21 protein-coding genes are annotated in these 20,358 nt (G+C 59.9%); 8 read left to right on the top strand and 13 right to left on the bottom strand.

Annotated features, from left to right (window positions below; translation table 11 throughout):
• Position 1: 1 nt before the first annotated feature.
• From KBY02_RS05140 to acs, 4 genes are all read right to left on the bottom strand, one after another.
• Complete coding sequence (locus tag KBY02_RS05140; RefSeq protein WP_003314733.1) at positions 2-700, bottom strand: ABC transporter permease; 699 nt, start codon at positions 698-700, stop codon at positions 2-4.
• Complete coding sequence (locus KBY02_RS05135) at positions 697-1,386, bottom strand: ABC transporter permease (RefSeq protein WP_003369874.1); 690 nt, start codon at positions 1,384-1,386, stop codon at positions 697-699. The genes KBY02_RS05140 and KBY02_RS05135 overlap by 4 nt, the downstream gene beginning before the upstream one ends.
• A 76-nt stretch (positions 1,387-1,462) precedes the next feature.
• Positions 1,463-2,239: an ABC transporter substrate-binding protein gene (locus KBY02_RS05130; RefSeq protein ID WP_003404105.1), complete on the bottom strand. Its 777-nt coding sequence runs from the start codon at positions 2,237-2,239 to the stop codon at positions 1,463-1,465.
• A gap of 530 nt (positions 2,240-2,769) precedes the next feature.
• Positions 2,770-4,725, bottom strand: coding sequence for an acetate--CoA ligase (gene acs, locus KBY02_RS05125; RefSeq protein WP_225649939.1), 1,956 nt, complete (start codon positions 4,723-4,725; stop codon positions 2,770-2,772).
• A gap of 398 nt (positions 4,726-5,123) precedes the next feature.
• Here acs and KBY02_RS05120 point away from each other — a divergent pair, with 398 nt between their 5' ends.
• Positions 5,124-5,390, top strand: coding sequence for a DUF2790 domain-containing protein (locus KBY02_RS05120; protein ID WP_024639107.1), 267 nt, complete (start codon positions 5,124-5,126; stop codon positions 5,388-5,390).
• Between the two features lie 110 nt (positions 5,391-5,500).
• On the opposite strand, the gene KBY02_RS05115 is transcribed toward KBY02_RS05120, so the two are convergent.
• The gene (locus KBY02_RS05115) at positions 5,501-7,078 is read right to left on the bottom strand and encodes a sigma-54-dependent phenylalanine hydroxylase transcriptional regulator PhhR (protein ID WP_011268520.1); all 1,578 of its coding nucleotides are present in this window, start codon (positions 7,076-7,078) and stop codon (positions 5,501-5,503) included.
• Positions 7,079-7,343: 265 nt separating this feature from the next.
• On the opposite strand from KBY02_RS05115, the gene phhA reads away from it, so the two are divergent.
• From phhA to KBY02_RS05095, 4 genes are all read left to right on the top strand, one after another.
• Positions 7,344-8,141 carry a phenylalanine 4-monooxygenase gene (gene phhA, locus KBY02_RS05110; protein ID WP_011268521.1) on the top strand — a complete coding sequence of 266 codons (798 nt, stop codon included), beginning with the start codon at positions 7,344-7,346 and terminating at the stop codon, positions 8,139-8,141.
• Positions 8,142-8,176: 35 nt separating this feature from the next.
• Positions 8,177-8,533 carry a 4a-hydroxytetrahydrobiopterin dehydratase gene (locus tag KBY02_RS05105; protein WP_225649937.1) on the top strand — a complete coding sequence of 119 codons (357 nt, stop codon included), beginning with the start codon at positions 8,177-8,179 and terminating at the stop codon, positions 8,531-8,533.
• 453 nt (positions 8,534-8,986) lie between these two features.
• Positions 8,987-9,166 carry a hypothetical protein gene (locus KBY02_RS05100; protein ID WP_003314725.1) on the top strand — a complete coding sequence of 60 codons (180 nt, stop codon included), beginning with the start codon at positions 8,987-8,989 and terminating at the stop codon, positions 9,164-9,166.
• A gap of 138 nt (positions 9,167-9,304) precedes the next feature.
• On the top strand, positions 9,305-10,504 hold the full coding sequence (locus KBY02_RS05095; protein ID WP_024642710.1) for an MFS transporter: 1,200 nt from the start codon (positions 9,305-9,307) through the stop codon (positions 10,502-10,504).
• Between the two features lie 926 nt (positions 10,505-11,430).
• On the opposite strand, the gene arfB is transcribed toward KBY02_RS05095, so the two are convergent.
• The 8 genes from arfB to KBY02_RS05055 all read right to left on the bottom strand — a co-directional run bounded on the left by arfB (position 11,431) and on the right by KBY02_RS05055 (position 18,574).
• Entirely contained in the window at positions 11,431-11,844 is a 414-nt protein-coding gene (gene arfB, locus KBY02_RS05090; RefSeq protein ID WP_003314723.1) for an alternative ribosome rescue aminoacyl-tRNA hydrolase ArfB, read from the bottom strand.
• A 31-nt stretch (positions 11,845-11,875) separates the two neighbouring features.
• Positions 11,876-13,285, bottom strand: a complete 1,410-nt coding sequence (locus tag KBY02_RS05085; protein WP_003404128.1) for an amino acid permease — start codon at positions 13,283-13,285, stop codon at positions 11,876-11,878.
• Between the two features lie 271 nt (positions 13,286-13,556).
• A complete protein-coding gene (gene rluB, locus KBY02_RS05080) occupies positions 13,557-14,786 on the bottom strand; it encodes a 23S rRNA pseudouridine(2605) synthase RluB (protein ID WP_003314721.1) in 1,230 nt (409 codons plus the stop codon).
• 184 nt (positions 14,787-14,970) lie between these two features.
• Entirely contained in the window at positions 14,971-15,162 is a 192-nt protein-coding gene (locus KBY02_RS05075; RefSeq protein WP_225649935.1) for a DUF1289 domain-containing protein, read from the bottom strand.
• A gap of 304 nt (positions 15,163-15,466) precedes the next feature.
• Positions 15,467-16,234: an SMC-Scp complex subunit ScpB gene (gene scpB / locus KBY02_RS05070; RefSeq protein WP_054091891.1), complete on the bottom strand. Its 768-nt coding sequence runs from the start codon at positions 16,232-16,234 to the stop codon at positions 15,467-15,469.
• A 15-nt stretch (positions 16,235-16,249) separates the two neighbouring features.
• The gene (locus tag KBY02_RS05065) at positions 16,250-16,948 is read right to left on the bottom strand and encodes a segregation and condensation protein A (RefSeq protein ID WP_170855934.1); all 699 of its coding nucleotides are present in this window, start codon (positions 16,946-16,948) and stop codon (positions 16,250-16,252) included.
• Positions 16,949-17,067: 119 nt separating this feature from the next.
• Entirely contained in the window at positions 17,068-17,697 is a 630-nt protein-coding gene (locus KBY02_RS05060; RefSeq protein ID WP_003404133.1) for an L-threonylcarbamoyladenylate synthase, read from the bottom strand.
• A gap of 13 nt (positions 17,698-17,710) precedes the next feature.
• A complete protein-coding gene (locus tag KBY02_RS05055; RefSeq protein ID WP_003404134.1) occupies positions 17,711-18,574 on the bottom strand; it encodes a PHP domain-containing protein in 864 nt (287 codons plus the stop codon).
• Between the two features lie 65 nt (positions 18,575-18,639).
• Here KBY02_RS05055 and KBY02_RS05050 point away from each other — a divergent pair, with 65 nt between their 5' ends.
• The 3 genes from KBY02_RS05050 (at position 18,640) to KBY02_RS05040 (ending at position 20,301) form a co-directional block, all read left to right on the top strand.
• Entirely contained in the window at positions 18,640-19,236 is a 597-nt protein-coding gene (locus tag KBY02_RS05050) for a septation protein A (RefSeq protein WP_011268525.1), read from the top strand.
• Between the two features lies 1 nt (position 19,237).
• Positions 19,238-19,537 (top strand): YciI family protein, encoded by a 300-nt coding sequence (locus tag KBY02_RS05045; protein ID WP_003404138.1) that lies wholly within the window; start codon positions 19,238-19,240, stop codon positions 19,535-19,537.
• A gap of 86 nt (positions 19,538-19,623) precedes the next feature.
• Positions 19,624-20,301 carry a response regulator transcription factor gene (locus KBY02_RS05040; RefSeq protein WP_003404140.1) on the top strand — a complete coding sequence of 226 codons (678 nt, stop codon included), beginning with the start codon at positions 19,624-19,626 and terminating at the stop codon, positions 20,299-20,301.
• Positions 20,302-20,358: the final 57 nt, after the last annotated feature.

Genomic DNA, 20,358 nt, shown 5'->3' with positions numbered 1-20,358 from the left:
TTCAGACCTTCCGTGGGGCGAGGTAGCCCAGCCAGCGGCGTTCGGCGATCTTGAACAGCCGGACCAGAATGAATGTCAGGCCCAGATAGAAAACACCTGCGGTGATATAAGCCTCGAAAGGCAGGTAGAACTGCGCGTTGACCGTACGGGCCGCGCCCGTGATGTCGATCAGGGTCACGATGGACGCCAGACTGGTAGTCTGCAGCATCATGATGACCTCGTTGCTGTACTGCGGCAGTGCCCGGCGCAAGGCCGAGGGCAGCAGAATGCGCCGGTACATCTTGGCTTTCGACATGCCCATGGCCCGCGCGGCCTCGATTTCACCCGCTGGTGTGGCCTTGAGGCTGCCGGCGATGATTTCCGCCGTGTAGGCGCTGGTATTGATGGTGAATGCCAGGCACGCACAGAAGGTGGCGCTGGACAGCCAGGGCCACAAAAAGCTTTCGCGCACCGCGTCGAACTGGGCCAGCCCGTAGTAGATCAGGAACAGCTGCACCAGCATCGGCGTGCCGCGAATCACGTAGGTGTACAGCCAGGCCGGCATGTTCACCCAAGGGTTTTTCGAGACCCGCATCAAGCCCAGCGGCAATGCCGCCAGCAGCCCGAAAGCGAGCGAAATCGCCAGCAGCTTCAGGGTGGTCAGCAGCCCGCCGAAGTACAGCGGCAGACTGTCCCAGATCACGTTGTAGTCAAAGATCATAGGTCAGCCGCCCTCACGCCTACCGAGTAGCGTTTTTCGAGGTAACGCAAGGCGAGCAGCGACACACTGGTGATCACCAGGTACATCGCCGCAACCGCCAGAAAGAAGGTGAAAGGCTCGCGGGTGGCATCGGCCGCCTGCTTGGCCTTGAACATCATGTCCTGCAGACCGACCACGGAGATCAGCGCAGTCGCCTTGGTCAGCACCAGCCAGTTGTTGGTGAAACCGGGAATCGCCAGACGAATCATCTGCGGCACCAGAATGCGGAAGAACACCTTGCCACTGCTCAGGCCATACGCCATGCCCGCCTCGGCCTGCCCCTTGGGGATGGCCATGAACGCACCGCGAAAGGTTTCCGAGAGATACGCGCCGAAGATGAAGCCCAGCGTGCAGATGCCGGCCATCAACGGATCGAGGTCGATGTAGTCGTCAAACCCCAGCAAAGGGGCGACGCGATTGAGCAGGTCCTGGCCGCCGTAGAAAATCAGCAGAATCAGGACCAGATCGGGAATGCCACGAATCACCGTGCTGTACAGATCGCCCAGCCAGGCGATCCAGCGTACCGGAGACAGTCTCAGCGCCACGCCGATCAGACCGAGAACGATCGCCAGAGCCATCGACGACAGGGCCAGCTGCAACGTCAGCCAGGCACCTTCGAGGATGACAGCTCCGTAACCTTTCAACATGATGTGCGGTCCTCAAGCGTGGAATAAAAATGGCGCAAGCCAGGCAACCCTGTTTGCGCCATCTCGTTGCGACGACTTATTTGCCGAAGATATCGAAGTCGAAATACTTGTCCTGGATAGCCTTGTACTTGCCGTTGGCGCGGATCGCGGCGATGGCGGCGTTGAGACGGTCAAGGTTTGCCTTGTCGCCCTTGCGCACGGCAATGCCGATGCCGTCACCGAAGTATTTCGGATCGAAGAACGACGGGCCTACGAACGCATAGCCTTTGCCAGCGTCGGTTTTCAGGAAGCCGTCCTGCAACAGCGTGGCGTCGGCGATAGTACCGTCAAGGCGCCCTGCACTGATGTCCAGATAGATTTCGTTCTGCGAACCGTACGGCGTCACTTCGACACCCTGCGGGGCCAGCACTTCACGGGCGAAACGCTCGTGAATCGTGCCACGCTGTACGCCGATCTTCTTGCCCTTGAGCTCAGCCAGGCTGTCGCTGACCGTAGTGCCGTCCTTCATCACCAGACGCGCCGGTGAATTGTAATACTTGCCGGTGAAGTCCACGGACTTCTTGCGGTCGTCGGTGATGGACATCGACGACAGGATCGCATCGATCTTGCGCACTTTCAGCGCCGGGATAAGCCCGTCGAATTCCTGCTCGACCCAGGTGCACTTGACCTTCATTTCTTCACACAGCGCATTGCCGATGTCGTAGTCAAAGCCGACGATGCTGCCATCCGGGGCCTTGGACGCGAACGGAGGGTAAGCCGCTTCGATACCGATTTTCAGTGGTTTTTCATCAGCAAAGATCGGCTGGGCGAGCACGGACAACGCCATCGCGCCAATAAGCATGAGCTTTTTCATTTCCAGGGACTCCATCGGTAAAGCACGACAAATGGCAAAGTGAGCAAGCGCCCAATGTGCGAAAGGACAATCTCGGGGAGGAGCGACGCCGGATGCGTGACACCGCGCTGGCGGTTCACAGCCCTCCGGCGAATGAGAGGCATTTTAACGACAGGCTCAAAGTCGATATTTCTTCAATGCGACAACTAGTTACAGAAGCACCTGAAAACCCGCTACACGGTATTGACGGGACCTGTTTCTGCTGATCCAGCAGCGCAGACTTAACCTGTCATAACAGCAAAAAGTGCGCCCATTATTGGCAAACCCTTTTAATCCGGCAAGCCCGGCGTGCCACATGGCGGTTTTAAAGCCCTGCTGCGTCGTACTTTCCTACACAGAAAGCCCGGACATGTCCCACAACGAAGCACCGCGCGCCACACCGTGTAAACCGGTAACAACCCGATATATATCCCGTTTCTCGCTTCAGCCCCTGGAAACAAAAGCGCCCCGATCGGCTCTCACCGAACGGGGCGCTTCAGTCACAGGATCGCTCAGGCAGCGTTCATGGTCTTGTGCGTATCGATCAGATGCTGCACCACGCCCGGGTCGGCCAGGGTGGAGATGTCACCCAGCGCATCGTACTCGGCAGTCGCAATCTTGCGCAGGATACGGCGCATGATCTTGCCTGAACGGGTCTTCGGCAGGCCGGGCGCCCACTGAATGAAGTCAGGCGAGGCAATCGGGCCGATCTCCTTGCGTACCCAGTTGCGCAATTCAGTGCGCAGCGCGTCACTCGGCTCTTCACCGCCGTTGAGGGTCACATAGACGTAGATGCCCTGCCCCTTCAGGTCATGCGGCACACCGACCACAGCAGCCTCGGCGACTTTCGGGTGCGCAACCATCGCGCTTTCGATTTCAGCCGTGCCCATGCGGTGGCCGGAAACGTTGAGCACGTCGTCCACACGCCCGGTGATCCAGAAATAACCGTCCTCGTCACGACGGGCACCGTCACCGGTGAAGTACATGCCGCGGAACGTCTTGAAGTAGGTGTCGACGAAACGGTCGTGATCGCCGTACAGCGAGCGCGACTGGCCCGGCCACGAATCGAGGATCACCAGGTTGCCCTCGGCAGCGCCCTCGATGAGGTTGCCCAGGTTGTCCACCAGCGCCGGAATCACGCCGAAGAACGGACGTGTCGCCGAGCCCGGCTTAAGGGCGGTCGCACCTGGCAACGGGCTGATCAGAATGCCACCGGTTTCGGTCTGCCACCAGGTATCGACGATCGGGCAGCTCTGCTTGCCGACTGTGTTGTAGTACCAGGCCCAGGCTTCCGGGTTGATCGGCTCGCCCACCGAACCCAGCAGGCGCAGGCTGGAACCGTCGGCACCTTCAACGGACTTGGTGCCTTCAGCCATCATGGCGCGAATCGCGGTCGGCGCGGTATAGAGGATATTGACCTTGTGCTTGTCGATGATCTTCGACACGCGGGTGATGTCCGGATAGTTCGGCACGCCTTCGAACAGCAGCGTGGTCGCACCGTTGGCCAGAGGCCCGTAGACAATGTAACTATGCCCGGTGACCCAGCCGACGTCGGCGGTGCACCAGTAAACTTCACCCGGCCGGTAGTCGAACACGCGTTCGTGGGTCAGCGCGGCATACAGCAGGTAACCTGCGGTGGTGTGCAACACGCCCTTGGGTTTACCGGTCGAGCCCGAGGTGTAGAGAATGAACAGCGACTCTTCGGCGCCCATCTCTTTCGGCGCGCAGGTGCTGGACGCCACTTCCAGCAGCGAGTGGTACCAGATATCACGGTGACGGTTCCATTCGATCTCGCCCCCGGTGCGCTTGCAGACGATAACCTTCTGCACGCTGCTGGTTTCCGGGTTGGTCAGGGCGCGGTCGACGTTGGCCTTGAGCGCAGTCTTCTTGCCGCCACGCAGACCTTCGTCAGCAGTGATGACCACTTTGGAACTGCAATCGATGATCCGGCCAGCCAGTGCTTCGGGCGAGAAACCGCCGAACACCACCGAGTGAATCGCACCGATCCGGGCGCATGCCAGCATGGCGACCACAGCTTCGGGGATCATCGGCATGTAGATCGTCACGACGTCGCCACGGTGCACATCCTGGCCACGCAGGGCGTTGGCGAACTTGCACACTTCGGCGTGCAGTTCGCGGTAGGTGATTTCCCGATGCTCGGAAGGGTCGTCGCCCTCCCAGATAATGGCGATGCTGTCGCCGCGTTCTTCCAGATGGCGATCCAGGCAGTTGTAGGCAACGTTCAGCGTGCCGTCGGCGAACCATTTGATATCGACACGGTGATCATCGAACGAGGTCTGTTTGACCACACTGAAAGGTTTGATCCAGTCGAGGCGCTGAGCCTGTTCACGCCAGAAACCATCAGGGTTGACCACCGACTGCTGGTACATGGCCTTGTAGGTCGCTTCATCCGTCAGCGTAGTCGCTGCGACTTCTGGGCGGACGGGGTACAGGGAAGCTGCACTCATCTTGGTTACCTCGGTGGATAGTTGTTGTTTTATGCCCCTGTTGTATCCCGCCCCACCCGCAGGGGCCATTCGACGTTGGTATTACCGGGCGGGGCCGGGGCCGGGGCCGGAGCCGCAAGCCGCAAGCATGAAGCTTGAAGCTTGAAGCTTGAAGCTTGCAGCTTGCAGCTTGCAGCTTGCAGCTGCCCTCAAGATTATTACCATTTTGATAAAAGCGCTTATCCAAAGTCTTTATATATGCGCTGTCACAACAGGCATAGAATTCGATCCGCCAACAAGGCAGACATCAACTGCCCCCACGCAGTGTTGTTCCAACTCGAAAAACGTATCAGACCGCCTGAGCCCATGACGTCAAAAACGTGATGCGACGGCGCTCACTTTCAAAAAGGTAAACGACAATGAAAGTCTTATTAGTGGCATTGGCCCTGTGCGGCGTCAGTAGTCTGGCCATGGCCGAAGAATCGCAGACCAAAGTGGCTGCGCAACAGGCGCGTGTCGAGCAATATACCTACGGCACTCATCTGGATATCGCTCGGGTTATTTCCATCAGCCAGATACCCAATGTCTGCGAAGTGGTCCCGGCGCGGATGGTGTATGAAGATTCGCAGGGCGCACGCCACACCATGGGCTATCAGGTGATGGGCAACGGCTGCAGCAACGGTTGAGGCTTCTTGCCGTTGCAACCTGTGCACGACGCCTCGCCGCTATAGCCTCGCCGCTATATAAGGTGCGAGGCGCATGCACGAAGTGGGTGACGGAACTATCAATGAGCGAGTTATTTATCCGTTGAATGCGGATCTGATTCGCGCCCCACTTCATAGTCGCGCAACTTGTTGGCAATTGTTGTATGAGACACTCCCAGGCGTTTGCCTAATTGGCGACTGCTGGGATATTGCGCATAGAGTTGTTCCAGCACCGACTTTTCAAAGCGCCCGATAATAGCGCCCAGCCCGCCCTCCAGCGACACCTCACTCAACCCCTGTCGCATGCCGTAGTCCGGCAAACGAATATGCTCGGCCTGCACCTTGCCGCCGTCACACAGCGATACGGCCTGAAACAATACATTTTCCAATTGCCGCACATTACCGGGCCAGTGGTACTGACCAAGGCGTTTGATGGCCGCAGGTGATATGCCGGGCAGCGCACAGCCGATCTGCCGGCTGGCCTGATCGAGGAAATGCTCCACCAGCGGCTCAAGACCGTCCAGACAGTCGCGCAGTGGGGGTATATGCAGTGAAAGCACGTTAAGGCGATGATAAAGGTCCTGCCTGAACATGCCCTTGGCGCACAGCTCCGAGAGATCGACCTGGGTCGAACACATCACCCGCACATCGAGAAACATGTCCTCGTCGCTGCCGACCCGGCGAAAACTGCCGTCCTGAATGAAGCGCAGCAGCTTGGCCTGCATGCGGGCACTCAGCTCGCCCACGCCATCGAGAAACAGCGTGCCGCCCGCGGTCAGCTCCAATAGCCCCAGCCGCCCTTCCGCACGCGCACCTTCGAACGCGCCGGGGTCATAGCCGAACAGCTCGATCTCGGCCATCGACTCCGACAACCCGGCGCAGTTGAGCGCCATCAGCGGTGACTGGCCGCGCGGGCTGGCCAGGTGGCAGGCGCGGGCCAGCAATTCCTTGCCGGTGCCGGTCTCACCCTCGATCAGCAGCGGCGCATCGAGGGGCGCCATGCGCCGCGCCTCGCGAACCACAGCGGCCATGACCTTCGAGCTCTGAAAGATACTGTCGAAGCCGCGCAACTCCTGCTTGCGCACATGGTAGATGCGCTCGCCGACCCGATCAGCGCGGTGCAGCGTCAGCACGGCCCCGGCCATGGCCTCGCTGTCGTCATGCTCCGATTGCAGGGGCGCGATATCGGCAAGAAACACATCGCCGCACACCTTGACCCGCAGGCCGTTGATCCGCGACTGGCTGGCGCGCACCAGTTCAGGCAGGTCGAAATCTTCGGCGTAACGCGACAAGGGCATGCCCGGCACTTCATCGACCCGCACACCCAGCAATTGCGCAGCGGCACGATTGGCCGCAACGATAGCCCCGCCCATGTCGATGGACAACACCGGAAATTCCAGCGCGCCGAGCAAGGCATTGAGCTCCATGTGCCGGCGCTCGCTGGGCATCAGCCCGACACGCTTGACGCCGAATACCCCGGTGATCGCCTCGAACTTCGGGCGCAGGGCCTGGAACTGCAGGTTGATCAGGTTCGGGCAATGCAGATAGATCGCGTCACCGTGCTCACCCCCCACTTCACCGCGCGCCACGTTGACGCCGTAAGCCACCAGCAGATCGAGAATGTCGCGAAGAATGCCGATGCGGTTCTGGCAGTGCACCTTGATGCGCATGAGTCGTTGCCCCTGTGAGGGTAGTTTTTTATGAGGCGGCAAAATTAATGTCAACAATACGTTACGCACGCACGCTTCGCGAGCGGCAGGAGGACTGATTTCAGGCCTCACCCATCGCAAGCGTAAACTTTTCGTTACGAACCAGTGATCAAACCCTCGCACGGCCCTGCTCACCGCCGCTGACGCGCCCTCGAAACCGGGTTATTCCTGAACACAGGCTTTTACAAGAACACTTTAAAAACAGCAGCCTTTCGAGGACATCAGCATGGCCCAGACGCTTTACGTGGCACGCGAGCCGGACGCTTCGGGTTTCATCGATTACACGGCGGACGAACATGCGGTATGGAACACCCTGATCACCCGGCAGATGGAGATCGTCGACGGGCGTGCCTGCCAGGAGTATCTGGACGGCATCGAGCAACTGGGCCTGCCGCTTGATCGCATTCCTCAGTTAGGCGAAATCAACAAGGTTCTGGGCGCGACCACGGGCTGGCAGGTCGAGCGAGTGCCTGCGCTGATCCCCTTCCAGACGTTTTTTGAACTGCTGGCCAGCAAGCGCTTCCCGGTGGCCACGTTCATCCGTAGCGCAGAAGAACTGGACTACCTGCAGGAACCGGACATCTTTCATGAAATATTTGGCCACTGCCCGCTGCTGACCAATCCGTGGTTTGCCGAATTTACCCACACCTACGGCAAACTCGGCCTGAGCGCGAGCAAGGAACAACGCGTGTACCTGGCCCGGCTGTACTGGATGACCATCGAGTTCGGCCTGGTCGATACCCCGCAGGGGCGGAAAATCTACGGCGGCGGTATTCTTTCTTCGCCGAAGGAAGCGCTGTACAGCTTGTCGTCAGCCCCCGAACACCAGCCTTTCGATGCGCTTGAAGCGATGCGCACGCCTTATCGCATCGACATTCTGCAACCGCTGTACTTTGTCCTGCCGGATCTGAAGTGCCTGTTCGACCTGGCGCAGCAGGACATCATGGCGCTGGTCGGGCAAGGCATGCAGTTGGGCTTGCACGCGCCCAAGTTTCCACCTAAAACCAAAAGCCACGCCGCCTGACATTCGGCCCGCTCTCCGAAAAGGACCCTCTGCTTATGACCACCTTGAATCAAGCTCACTGTGAAGCCTGCCGTGCCGATGCGCCGCAGGTCAGCGAAGCCGAATTGCCGGAACTGCTCAGGCAGATCCCGGACTGGAACATCGAGGTCCGCGACGCGGTGATGCAGCTGGAAAAAGTCTTTCTGTTCAAGAATTTCAAATGGGCGCTGGCGTTCACCAACGCAGTGGGTGAGATTGCCGAAGCGGAGGGCCATCATCCCGGCCTGCTGACTGAGTGGGGCAAGGTGACCGTGACCTGGTGGAGCCACTCGATCAAGGGCCTGCACCGCAACGACTTCATCATGGCGGCGCGCACTGACAAAGTGGCCAAGGGCGCAGAAGGCCGAAAATAAAATGATTGGCGGGCCATGGACCTTGCCAGAGCGGTCCGGCCCAATGAAATCAAGCTGCTCAGCACCTCGCAAGGTGAAAAGCCGGACAGTAAAAACGCGATTTTGTTTCACGATCAGGGCAATCAGGGTAAAAAAATATCCTGATTGTCATTTTCAGTGGGTTATCCTGCGCAGGCTTTTTAAAGCACGGTTCTATCTGCAACCCCTTGCGAGGAGCGACGACGATGCATGAAATCCCTAACTTCCCACCAGGCCAACAGGAACCACAACAGTCGACTCTGGCTCAGCAAGAGCTTGGTCAACCTGTCGCAATGAAAGCAGCACCCTCGGCTCAAGACAGCCAGAAAGCCGGAAGCAAAGACTGAAGGCGATTGTTTTCAGGCGTATCGAAAAACGGTTTTGCCGGTTTTCAATACGCCTGGAAAACCAGCAACAGGCAAACAGCAGATTTTTATGAGCGACTTCACTGAAACCCAAGCCAGCGCCCTGATTGGCACCGCCGAGAAAATGATCGAGATCTGGTCACGCCTCAGCCCGGAAAAACAGAGCGCCCTGCTCGCCCGTTTCGGTACTCAGGAAAACGCCTTGGCCGCTCTCGTGACCACACACCTTGTGGCCCCCAGGGACAAATAGCCCCTCCATTCAGGTTTATTTCAATCTGTTGCACCTGCATCGCCCGATGCATCGGTATGATGAGCACTTCGAGAGCTTGCTAAGGGTTTTCCCTGCCCGCTCGAACGCCATGCCCGCAAAAGAACGAAAGCCCGCCCCATGTCCGAGACACAGCAAAACACACCGCAAACCCCGATGGCCGTTACCCTGACCGTCGTGTCCATCGTGATGTTCACCTTTATCGGCTACCTGAACATCGGCATTCCCCTCGCCGTTCTGCCCGGCTATGTCCACAGTGATCTGGGCTTTGGTGCAGTCATCGCCGGGCTGGTCATCAGCGTGCAATACCTGGCCACGCTGATCAGTCGGCCCTGGTCGAGTCGCATCATCGACAATCTGGGCAGCAAGAAAGCTGTGCAGATCGGGCTGACCGGTTGCGGGCTGAGCGGTGTGTTCATGCTGGTGCCGGTGTGGCTGGACAGCTGGCCGATGGCGAGCCTGGTGATTCTGCTGATTGGCCGGGTGATCCTCGGTGCTGCGGAAAGCCTGGTCGGTTCTGGTTCGATTGGCTGGGGCATCGGCCGGGTCGGCGCACAGAACACCGCCAAGGTCATTTCCTGGAATGGCATCGCCAGCTACGGCGCGCTGGCCATCGGTGCGCCACTGGGCGTGTGGATGGTTGACGAACTCGGCCTGTGGACAGTGGGCGTGAGCATCATGCTGCTGTGCGGGCTGGGCCTGTACCTGACCTGGCATAAAGAGCCGGCGCCTATTGTGCAGGGTGAGCGACTGCCATTCATGCATGTGCTGGGGCGAGTGTTTCCGCATGGCATGGGCCTGGCATTGGGCGGTATCGGTTTCGGCACTATCGCGACGTTCATCACCCTGTACTACGCGAGCAACCACTGGCCGAATGCCGCGCTGTGCCTGACGCTGTTTGGTGGCAGTTTCATCGCCGCGCGCCTGCTGTTCGGCAACCTGATCAATCGCCTGGGCGGCTTTCGAGTGGCGATTGTCTGCATGTCCGTGGAAAGCCTGGGGCTGTTGCTGCTGTGGCTGGCACCCACTCCGGACCTGGCGCTGGCTGGCGCGGCGCTGACCGGCTTCGGATTCTCGCTGGTATTCCCGGCGCTGGGCGTGGAAGCGGTCAATCTGGTCCCGGCGTCGAGCCGGGGCGCGGCAGTGGGCGCCTACTCGCTGTTCATCGACCTGTCACTGGGCATCACCGGGCCACTGGCAGGCGCCATTGCCGCCGGTTTCGGCTTCGTCTCGATCTTCCTGTTCGCGGCACTGGCGTCACTCACCGGGCTGGCGTTGAGCGTTTATCTGTACAAACAGGCGCAGGTGCTGCGCCAGTAATGATCGGTGCTCATAGTCATACAGGTCCTGAAGAGCCCGGAAAGCAGAGTTTTCAGGCTGCTGCCCGCAGGGCGTAGGAGCGAACTTGTTCGCGAAGACATTGTTTTGAACGCAAAATCTTCCGCGACGGTACGGGCCCTTTCGCGAACAAGTTCGCTCCTACGTTCGAGCGTGGGAACGGGGCTTTTGTAGGAGCGAACTTGTTCGCGAAGGCATTGTTTTGAACGCCAGATCTTCCGCGACGGTACGAGCCCTTTCGCGAACAAGTTCGCTCCTACATTCGAGCGTGGGAACGGGGCTTTTGTAGGAGCGACCTTGTTCGCGAAGACATTGTTTTGAACGCTAAATCTTCTGCGACTGTACGGGCCCTTTCGCGAACAAGTTCGCTCCTACGTTCGAGCTTGGGAACGGGGCTTTTGTAGGAGCGAACTTGTTCGCGAAGGCATTGTTTTGAACGCCAGATCTTCCGCGACGGTACGAGCCCTTTCGCGAACAAGTTCGCTCCTACGTTCGAGCGTGGGAACGGGGCTTTTGTAGGAGCGAACTTGTTCGCGAAGACATTGTTTTGAACGCCAGATCTTCCGCGACGGTACGAGCCCTTTCGCGAACAAGTTCGCTCCTACGTTCGAGCGTGGGAACGGGGCTTTTGTAGGAGCGAACTTGTTCGCGAAGACATTGTTTTGAACGCCAAATCTTCCGCGACTGTACGGCCCCTTTCGCGAACAAGTTCGCTCCTACGTTCGAGCGTGGGAACGGGGCTTTTGTAGGAGCGAACTTGTTCGCGAAGACATTGTTTTGAACGCCAAAATTTCTGCGACTGTACGGGCCCTTTCGCGAACAAGTTCGCTCCCACGGCCTGCGGCCAGAATCAAGCGTAGACTTTTGTATAGCGCTGAGCACTGCGTGGCACGAGACTGAAAAACACCTCAGAAATCCACTTTCCCGCGTCCGGCCTTGATCGAGCCGCGCTTGCTCTTGGACTCCAGGCGCCGGGTCTTGGAGCCGAGGGTCGGGCGTGTCGGGCGGCGTTTCTTTTCGACCTTGGCCGCGTTGACGATCAGCTCGCTCAGGCGCAGCAAGGCATCGGCACGGTTCTGCTCCTGGGTTCGATACTGCTGAGCCTTGAGCACGATCACGCCGTCGCTGGTGATCCGGCTGTCACTCAACGCCAGCAGCCGCTCCTTGTAGAACGGCGGCAGCGACGAGGCGTTGATGTCGAAACGCAAATGCACGGCGCTGGAGACCTTGTTGACGTTCTGCCCACCCGCGCCCTGGGCACGGATAGCGGTCAACTCGATCTCGGCGTCGGGCAGATGAACGTTGTTGGAAATCACCAGCATCGGGGTCTCTTCTTCTCGGAAACAGACAAGGCTATTTGCCAGACTCGGCAGGCACGACAACGCTACGCCTGTTTTTGGCCCGGTAACAGACCCACATCACCGCCAGCCACACCGGGATCGCATACACCGAGATCTGGATGCCGGGGATCATCAGCATGATGCCGAGGATGAACACCACGAAGGCCAGGCACACATAGTTGCCATAGGGATACCACAGCGCCTTGAACAGCGGCACTTGTGCGGTGCGGTTCATGTGCTGGCGGAATTTCAGGTGCGAGTAGCTGATCATCGCCCAGTTGATCACCAGCGTGGCCACCACCAGCGACATCAACAGTTCCAGCGCCTGCTGCGGCACGAAATAATTGAGCAGCACCGCGACCAGTGTCACGGCGGCAGAGGCGAAGATCGCCTTGACCGGCACCCCGCGTTTGTCGACCTGGGCCAGCGCCCTGGGTGCATCACCCTGCTCGGCCATACCCACCAGCATGCGGCTGTTGCAGTAGGTGCCGCTGTTGTAGACCGACAGCGCTGCCGTCAGCACCACAAAGTTGAGGATGTGCGCCGCCGTGTCGCTACCCAGCATCGAGAACACCTGCACGAACGGGCTGCCGCTGTAGGAATCGCCAGACGCATTGAGGCTGGCCAGCAGGCTGTCCCACGGCGTCAGTGACAACAGGACCACCAGCGCGCCGATGTAGAAAATCAGGATGCGGTAGATGACCTGGTTGATCGCCTTGGGAATTACGGTCTTCGGCTGTTCGGCTTCGGCAGCAGTGAAACCGAGCATTTCCAGGCCGCCGAAGGAGAACATGATGATTGCCAGCGCCATCACCAAACCGCTGACACCATTGGGAAAGAATCCGCCATGCTCCCAGAGGTTGCTGACCGAGGCCTGCGGGCCACCGCTGCCACTGACCAGCATGTAACTGCCCAACGCAATCATGCCGATGATCGCCACCACCTTGATGATCGCGAACCAGAATTCGGTCTCGCCGAAGACCTTGACGTTGGTCAGGTTGATGGCATTGATCAGCACGAAGAAGGCTGCCGCGGATACCCAGCCCGGGATGTCCGGCAACCAGTAATGGATGTATTTGCCGACGGCAGTCAGCTCGGACATGCCGACCAGGATGTACAGCAGCCAGCAATTCCAGCCCGACAGAAACCCGGCGAAACCGCCCCAGTAGTTGTGGGCGAAGTGGCTGAACGACCCGGCGACCGGTTCTTCGACGATCATCTCGCCCAGCTGGCGCATGATCATGAAGGCGATGAAGCCACAGATGGCATAACCGAGAATCATCGACGGCCCGGCTGATTTCAGCACGCCCGCCGAGCCGAGAAACAGGCCCGTTCCGATAGCACCGCCCAGGGCGATCAACTGGATGTGTCGATTCTTCAGGCCACGTTTCAGTTCGCCCGAGGGTGAGGTTGTTTCACTCATTCAATAGCCACCTGATCGATCGTGTTCTGTGACGGAATAGAACCTGTTGCGCTCGTGGCGCAACAGAATTGCAGCGTTCGAGGCGGATGGCCCGGAGCGTTGAACAGCACTGTTTCACAGAAAAAAGCGCAGCATTGTACACGTGCATCCCGGCTGAGGTTCAAAACAGGGGGGTCGAGGTGCCGCGGCTGTGTGACCGCACTTTTCAGAGCGCCGAAAACGACAACGCCAGCCCTGTGGACTGGCGCTGCCATTCATTCACACCGCGCGATCACTCGGGCTTGCGACGACCGAAGCCCGGACGCTGACCTGAACCTGCCGGTGGGCCACGACGCTTGCCTGACGGCGCATCATCGTTGACCAGCTTGATGCCGACACGCTTGGGGCCCGGCTTGGCCGGACGCTTGTTCATGTCGCTCGGACGCTCGGCGACCGGCGTGCCACGGCTGTTGTCGGCCGGACGCGGCGCGCGCGAACCGGGCTTGCCCGAATCCTTGCGCGGCGAAGGACGCTGAGTCGAATCGCCACCGCGCGGGCGATCACGCTCGCTGCCGGTGATTTGTGGCTGACGCGGTGCGCGCTCGCCGCCGGTCGCCGGAGCACCAGCAGCCGGACGCAAGGTGCGAACGCGCTCGCCTTTGCCCAGAGGGCGCGACGATTGACGCTGCAGACGCTCCATCTTGTCCTTGGTCTTGGCATTCATCTGCGGCTGGGCCACAGGTTGCAGACCGACTTCAGCGGCCAGAATATCGACTTCGTACTGGCTCATTTCGCGCCAGCGACCCATCGGCAGGTCGGAGTTGAGGAACACCGGCCCGTAACGCACGCGCTTCAGGCGGCTGACCACCAGCCCCTGGGATTCCCAGAGACGACGTACTTCGCGGTTGCGGCCTTCCATCACCACGCAGTGATACCAGTGGTTGAAGCCTTCGCCGCCCGGTGCCTGCTGGATATCGGTGAAGCGCGCAGGACCGTCTTCGAGAATCACACCGTTCTTGAGGCGCAGCAGCATGTCGTCATCGACTTCGCCACGCACGCGAACCGCGTATTCACGGTCCATTTCAAACGACGGGTGCATCAGGCGGTTGGCGAGTTCACCGTCGGTGGTGAACATCAGCAGGCCGGTGGTGTTGATGTCGAGACGACCGATGTTGATCCAGCGGCCTTCTTTCGGGCGCGGCAGACGATCAAACACGGTCGGACGGCCTTCAGGGTCGTCACGGGTGCAGATTTCACCATCGGGCTTGTTGTACATGATGACGCGACGGACCGTTTCGGCCGCTTCTTCGCGCTTGATGACGCGACCATCGACACTGATGGCGTCATGCAGGTCGACGCGTTGACCGAGGGTCGCGTCCTTGCCGTTGACCTTGATACGGCCTTGGGTAATCCAGGCTTCCACGTCACGGCGTGAACCCACGCCAATGCGCGCCAGAACCTTCTGCAGCTTTTCGCCTGCGGGTCCGATTTCCTGGCTGTCCTGCTTGTCTTTTTCACTCATCTGGGCACCTCCCGGTGTGTCGAATCAGGGCTGGCCGAGAACCGGCAAGACCTGTGCCCGGCGCGCTGTGGATAGCGGCAAGGCGAAATACTTGAAAGCCCGGGCGACACTTGATCGCCGAGGGTCGGCCATCATACGCCCCTGCGCCGGTTTACGCATCCGGCGTCAGCGGCAAATGCCCGGATCACTTCTTCTTTTTGCGACCGGCGGTCTTGAGCTTCGCCAGCCGCTTGGCAGACTCATCGAGCACCATGCGTTTGTCGTCCTTGTCGAGCTTCTTCCAGGACTTGATTTCGCGCTTGCTGCGGCCGCATCCCAGACAAATGTCATCATCGAACTTGCACAGGCTGATGCAGGGGTTCTTGGTCGAACTCATGGGCAGCGAATCTCGTGGCGAGTGGTATCAGATGTGACCCTGGGCTGGCGTATGAATTCGACCGAAGTGCATCGGGCGTTGGCAGGGCAGTTCTGATTGTCGTTCCGCACGCTCCAGGACGAGGTATCAAGAGGACGCAGAGCGCTCATGGCTACATACAGGTCTTGTGGGAGCGAGCTTGCTCGCGAAAGGGCCCTTACAGAATCCGAAAATAGCGAGCCTGCACCATCGCCTTCGCGAGCAAGCTCGCTCCCACGAGACTTGTGTATCACGCTGAACGCTTCAGCGTGGGAGCGCTAGTCAATCAGACCTCATCGTCGCCTTTGTCGTCTTCAGGCTCTGGCTCCGCGCGTAGCAGGTCATCGAAGTCGGTCTTGAGGCCCTGCTCCATCGAGTCCAGTTCCACCAGCAGGCTGCGGAAGCTGGTTTCGTCACGCGGGGCTTCGGGCTCTGCGTCCGGGTCGAGGCTGGCGTCGGCCAGGGCTTGCAGGTGCGCAGGCACCGGCGCCTCTTCGAAATCCAGCACTGGCTCGGTTTCCATTTCGCGCAGGTCGGCCAGCGGCGGAAGTTCGTCGAGGCTTTTGAGGTTGAAGTGGTCGAGAAAGCCCTTGGTGGTCGCGAACATGGCCGGTTTGCCGGGCACATCACGGTAGCCCACCACGCGAATCCACTCGCGCTCGAGCAGGGTCTTGACGATGTGGCTGTTGACCGCGACACCGCGCACATCTTCGATCTCGCCCCGCGTGATCGGCTGGCGGTAGGCGATCAGCGCGAGGGTTTCCAGCATGGCCCGGGAGTAACGCTGCGGCCGCTCTTCCCACAACCGCCCGACCCACGGCGAAAAGCGGTCACTAATCTGCAGACGATAACCCGACGCCACTTCCTTGAGCTCGAAGGCGCGCCCCTCACAGGACTTGCGCAGCACCTCGAGTGCCTTTTTGAACACCGGAGGTTCAGGGCGCTCGCCTTCCTCGAACAGCTCATACAGCCGCTCCAGCGTCTGCGGTTTTCCGGAGGCCAGCAGAAATGCTTCAAGCAACGGGGCCAGTTCGCGAGGTTCGTTGAGATTCATGGGTGTGTTTTAGCTCTACTCGGCTCGCGCCCGGACATGGATCGCCGCAAAGGGCTCGTTTTGGACCAGCTCGACAAGGGACTCCTTGACCAGCTCAAGCACCGCCATAAACGTCACGACCACACCCAGACGCCCTTCTTCGGCAGTGAACAGCTCGGCGAACGGCACAAAACCGCCGCCCTTGAGACGTTCCAGCACATCGCTCATGCGCTCGCGGGTGGACAGTGCCTCGCGGCTGACCTGGTGGCTTTCGAACATGTCGCCGCGGTGCAGCACTTCGGCCATCGACATCAGCACTTCTTCGAGACTGACATCCGGCAGCAACTTGCGTGCACGGGCTTCTGGAGCGTCCAGTTTTGGCACGATGACATCGCGCCCCACCCGGCTCAGGCCATCGATGCCCTCGGCGGCGGCCTTGAAGCGCTCGTACTCCTGCAAGCGGCGAATCAGCTCGGCGCGCGGATCGCCTTCTTCCTCTTCGACTTCCGCCGAACGCGGCAACAGCATGCGCGATTTGATCTCGGCCAGCATGGCGGCCATGACCAGATACTCGGCAGCCAGCTCCAGCCGCACGGTTTTCATCAGCTCGACGTAACCCATGTACTGCTTGGTGATCTCGGCCACGGGAATATCGAGGATGTCGATGTTCTGTTTACGGATCAGGTACAGCAGCAGGTCGAGCGGCCCTTCGAACGCTTCGAGAAAAACCTCCAGCGCGTCGGGCGGGATGTACAGGTCCAGCGGCATCTGCGTGACAGCACGCCCGTAGACCAGCGCGAACGGCAGTTCCTGCTGGGCGTCTGCCTGGCTGTCCACCGACTCGACGGCTGTCATCAGGCGCGTTCACCGAAAGGCGTCGGATCACCGCAACCAACCCGAACGATCTGGGGTTCACCCTCAGCCAGGTTAATGACCGTGGACGCCGAAATACCGCCGATCCCGCCATCGATGATCAGGTCGACCTGATGCTCGAGAACCTGGCGCATCTCATAGGGGTCGCTGAGCGGCACGCTGTCGCCCGGCATGATCAGGCTGACGCTCATCAGCGGCTCGCCCAATTGCTCCAGCAGGGCTTGGGCGATGGGATGGCTTGGCACACGCAGGCCGATGGTGCGGCGCTTGGGGTGCAGCACCAGACGCGGCACCTCGCGGGTGGCGTTGAGAATGAAGGTGTATGGCCCTGGCGTGTGCGCCTTCAGTGCGCGGAACGCGCCGGTGTCGACCTTGGCAAACAGCCCCAGTTGCGACAGATCACAGCACATCAGGGTGAAGTTGTGCTTGTCGTCCAGCTGGCGCAGGCGGCGGATACGCTCGATGGCGCTCTTGTCACCGATCTGGCAACCCAGTGCATAGGACGAATCTGTCGGGTACACCACCAGCCCGCCGGCCTTGATGATTTCAGCGGCCTGTTTGATCAGGCGCGGCTGCGGGTTTTCCGGATGGACCTGGAAAAATTGACTCACGATTACTTCCTGTTCAGACGGAGGCAGTAGGCTGTTCATGTTTGAATCTGCACCACAAAGGCGGTAGATCTTCAGGCACGGGGCGATAAGTGCCGATTTCGCCCCAGGTGCCAGGACCGTGGAAGTCGCTGCCGGCGGAAACCAGCAGACCGAACTCGCGGGCAAGGATGGCCAGGGTGCCGACCTGATCGGCAGGCTGCATGCCATTGACCACTTCTATGGCGTGCCCACCGGCCTGGACGAAATCGCCGACCAGTTTACGCCGTTTACTGCGGGTAAAGTCATAATGTGAAGGATGTGCGAGGCTGACCCATGCACCCGACGCCCGCAAGGTGGCGACCGTGTCTTCCAGCGTCGGCCAGTGCTGTTTCACATCGCCCAGTTTGCCCGCGCCCAGCCATTTGCGAAATGCCTCGGCGCGATCCTTGACGAAGCCCGAGCGCACCATGAAGTCGGCAAAGTGCGGACGCGCAGGCGCATTACCGCTGTCACCCAGCTCCTGCTGAATCGCGCGCGCGCCTTCCAGCGCCCCTGGCATACCTTTGATCGCCAGTTTGCGGCTGATTTCTTCCGCACGCAGCCAGCGTCCTTCGTGCAAACGGCTGATGGCTTCGGTCAGCGCCGGGGCCCGGGTATCGAATCCGTACCCCAGAATATGAATGGTCGCCCCGCCCCAAGTGCAGGACAGCTCCACCCCGTTGACCAGTTGCATACCCAATGAATGCGCGGCCGCACGGGCCTCTTCAAGCCCTTCGAGGGTGTCATGGTCGGTCAGCGAAAGGACGCGCACGCCGTTTTCATGAGCACGCGCAACCAGTGCCGTGGGCGAGAGCGCCCCGTCGGAAGCGGTGCTGTGGCAGTGCAGGTCTACATTCATAGTGATGCTTTCGTGTTCATTGATGTTTGTTATTATGCCGCCACATCCTGCTTCTGGCTGCCATTGTGAAACAATTCATCGACTTCATCCCGCTGCTGCTGTTCTTCATCGTTTACAAAACCGAGCCGCGTGCCGTGGATATCCTCGGCAATACCTATATGGTAGGCGGCATTTTCAGTGCAACGGCGATGCTGATCATCAGTTCGGTGGTGGTCTACGGCATTCTCTACGTCAAACAGCGCAAGCTGGAAAAAAGCCAGTGGCTCACCCTGGTGGCGTGCCTGGTGTTCGGCAGCCTGACCCTGGCCTTCCACAGCGAAACCTTCCTTAAATGGAAAGCGCCGGTGGTCAACTGGCTGTTTGCAGTCGCCTTCGCCGGCAGTCATTTCATCGGCGACCGTCCGCTTATCCAGCGCATCATGGGTCATGCACTGACCCTGCCGGCGGCGATCTGGACGCGGCTCAACATCGCCTGGATCATATTCTTCCTGTTCTGTGGCGCAGCCAACCTGTATGTGGCGTTCACTTATCAGGAATTCTGGGTCGACTTCAAAGTATTCGGCAGTCTGGGCATGACCCTGATCTTCCTGGTCGGCCAGGGGATCTACCTGTCACGCCACCTGCATGACACCACTCCCAATACGCCCAAATCCGAGGACTGACATGCTCTACGCAATCATCGCCACCGACGTCGAAAACTCGCTGGAAAAACGCCTCAGCGTTCGCCCGGCACACCTGGAGCGCCTCAACGCGCTCAAGGATGAAGGCCGTCTGGTGCTGGCCGGTCCACACCCGGCAGTCGACAGTAACGACCCGGGCGCTGCCGGTTTCAGCGGCAGCCTGATCGTTGCGGAGTTCGAATCGCAAAGCGCCGCCAAGGCGTGGGCCGAAGCCGATCCGTTCGTGGCCGCAGGCGTCTACGCCAACGTCGTGGTCAAGCCGTTCAAGCAGGTTATGCCCTGAGCCTGCCCGACCGACTTCTTAACAGCTCTGCTTTCTGATCGAGGCAGAGTCACGCTGCACCCCGGTAGTGGCCAATTGAGTGAGTCATGAGCGAGCTGTTACTAATTGATGATGATCAGGAGCTGTGCGAACTGCTGAGCAGTTGGCTGAGCCAGGAAGGCTTTCAGGTACGCGCCTGTCACGACGGGAACAGCGCGCGCAAGGCATTGGCCGACGCTGCCCCGGCGGCCGTGGTGCTGGACGTGATGCTGCCCGATGGCAGTGGTCTGGAATTGCTCAAGCAATTACGCGCCGAACACCCTGACCTGCCGGTGGTCATGCTCTCGGCACGCGGCGAGCCGCTGGACCGTATTCTGGGTCTGGAGCTGGGCGCTGACGACTACCTGGCAAAGCCCTGCGACCCTCGCGAACTCACCGCCCGCCTGCGCGCCGTGCTGCGCCGCAGCCATCCGGTGGCGTCGTCCAGCCAGCTCGAACTGGGCGACCTGACTTTCAGCCCGATGCGCGGCGTGGTCAGTGTCGACGAGAAGGAACTGACCCTCACCGTGTCCGAAAGCCGTTTGCTGGAAGCGCTGATGCGCCAGCCCGGCGAGCCGTTGGACAAGCAGGAACTGGCGCAACTGGCCCTGGGCCGCAAACTGACCCTGTACGACCGCAGTCTGGACATGCACGTCAGCAACCTGCGCAAGAAAATCGGCCCGCACGCCGACGGCCGCCCGCGCATCGTCGCACTGCGCAGCCGCGGCTATTATTATGCTCTTTGAGCAGCTACAAGCTGCAAGCTACAAGCAGAGCGCTTCTGGCTTGAAGCTTGAAGCTGA

This window comes from Pseudomonas sp. P129 (assembly GCF_020312195.1).
Lineage (GTDB): Bacteria > Pseudomonadota > Gammaproteobacteria > Pseudomonadales > Pseudomonadaceae > Aquipseudomonas > Aquipseudomonas fragariae.
The sequence above is the reverse complement of the archived record's forward strand: the minus strand, read 5'-3'. Positions and strand labels throughout refer to the sequence as shown.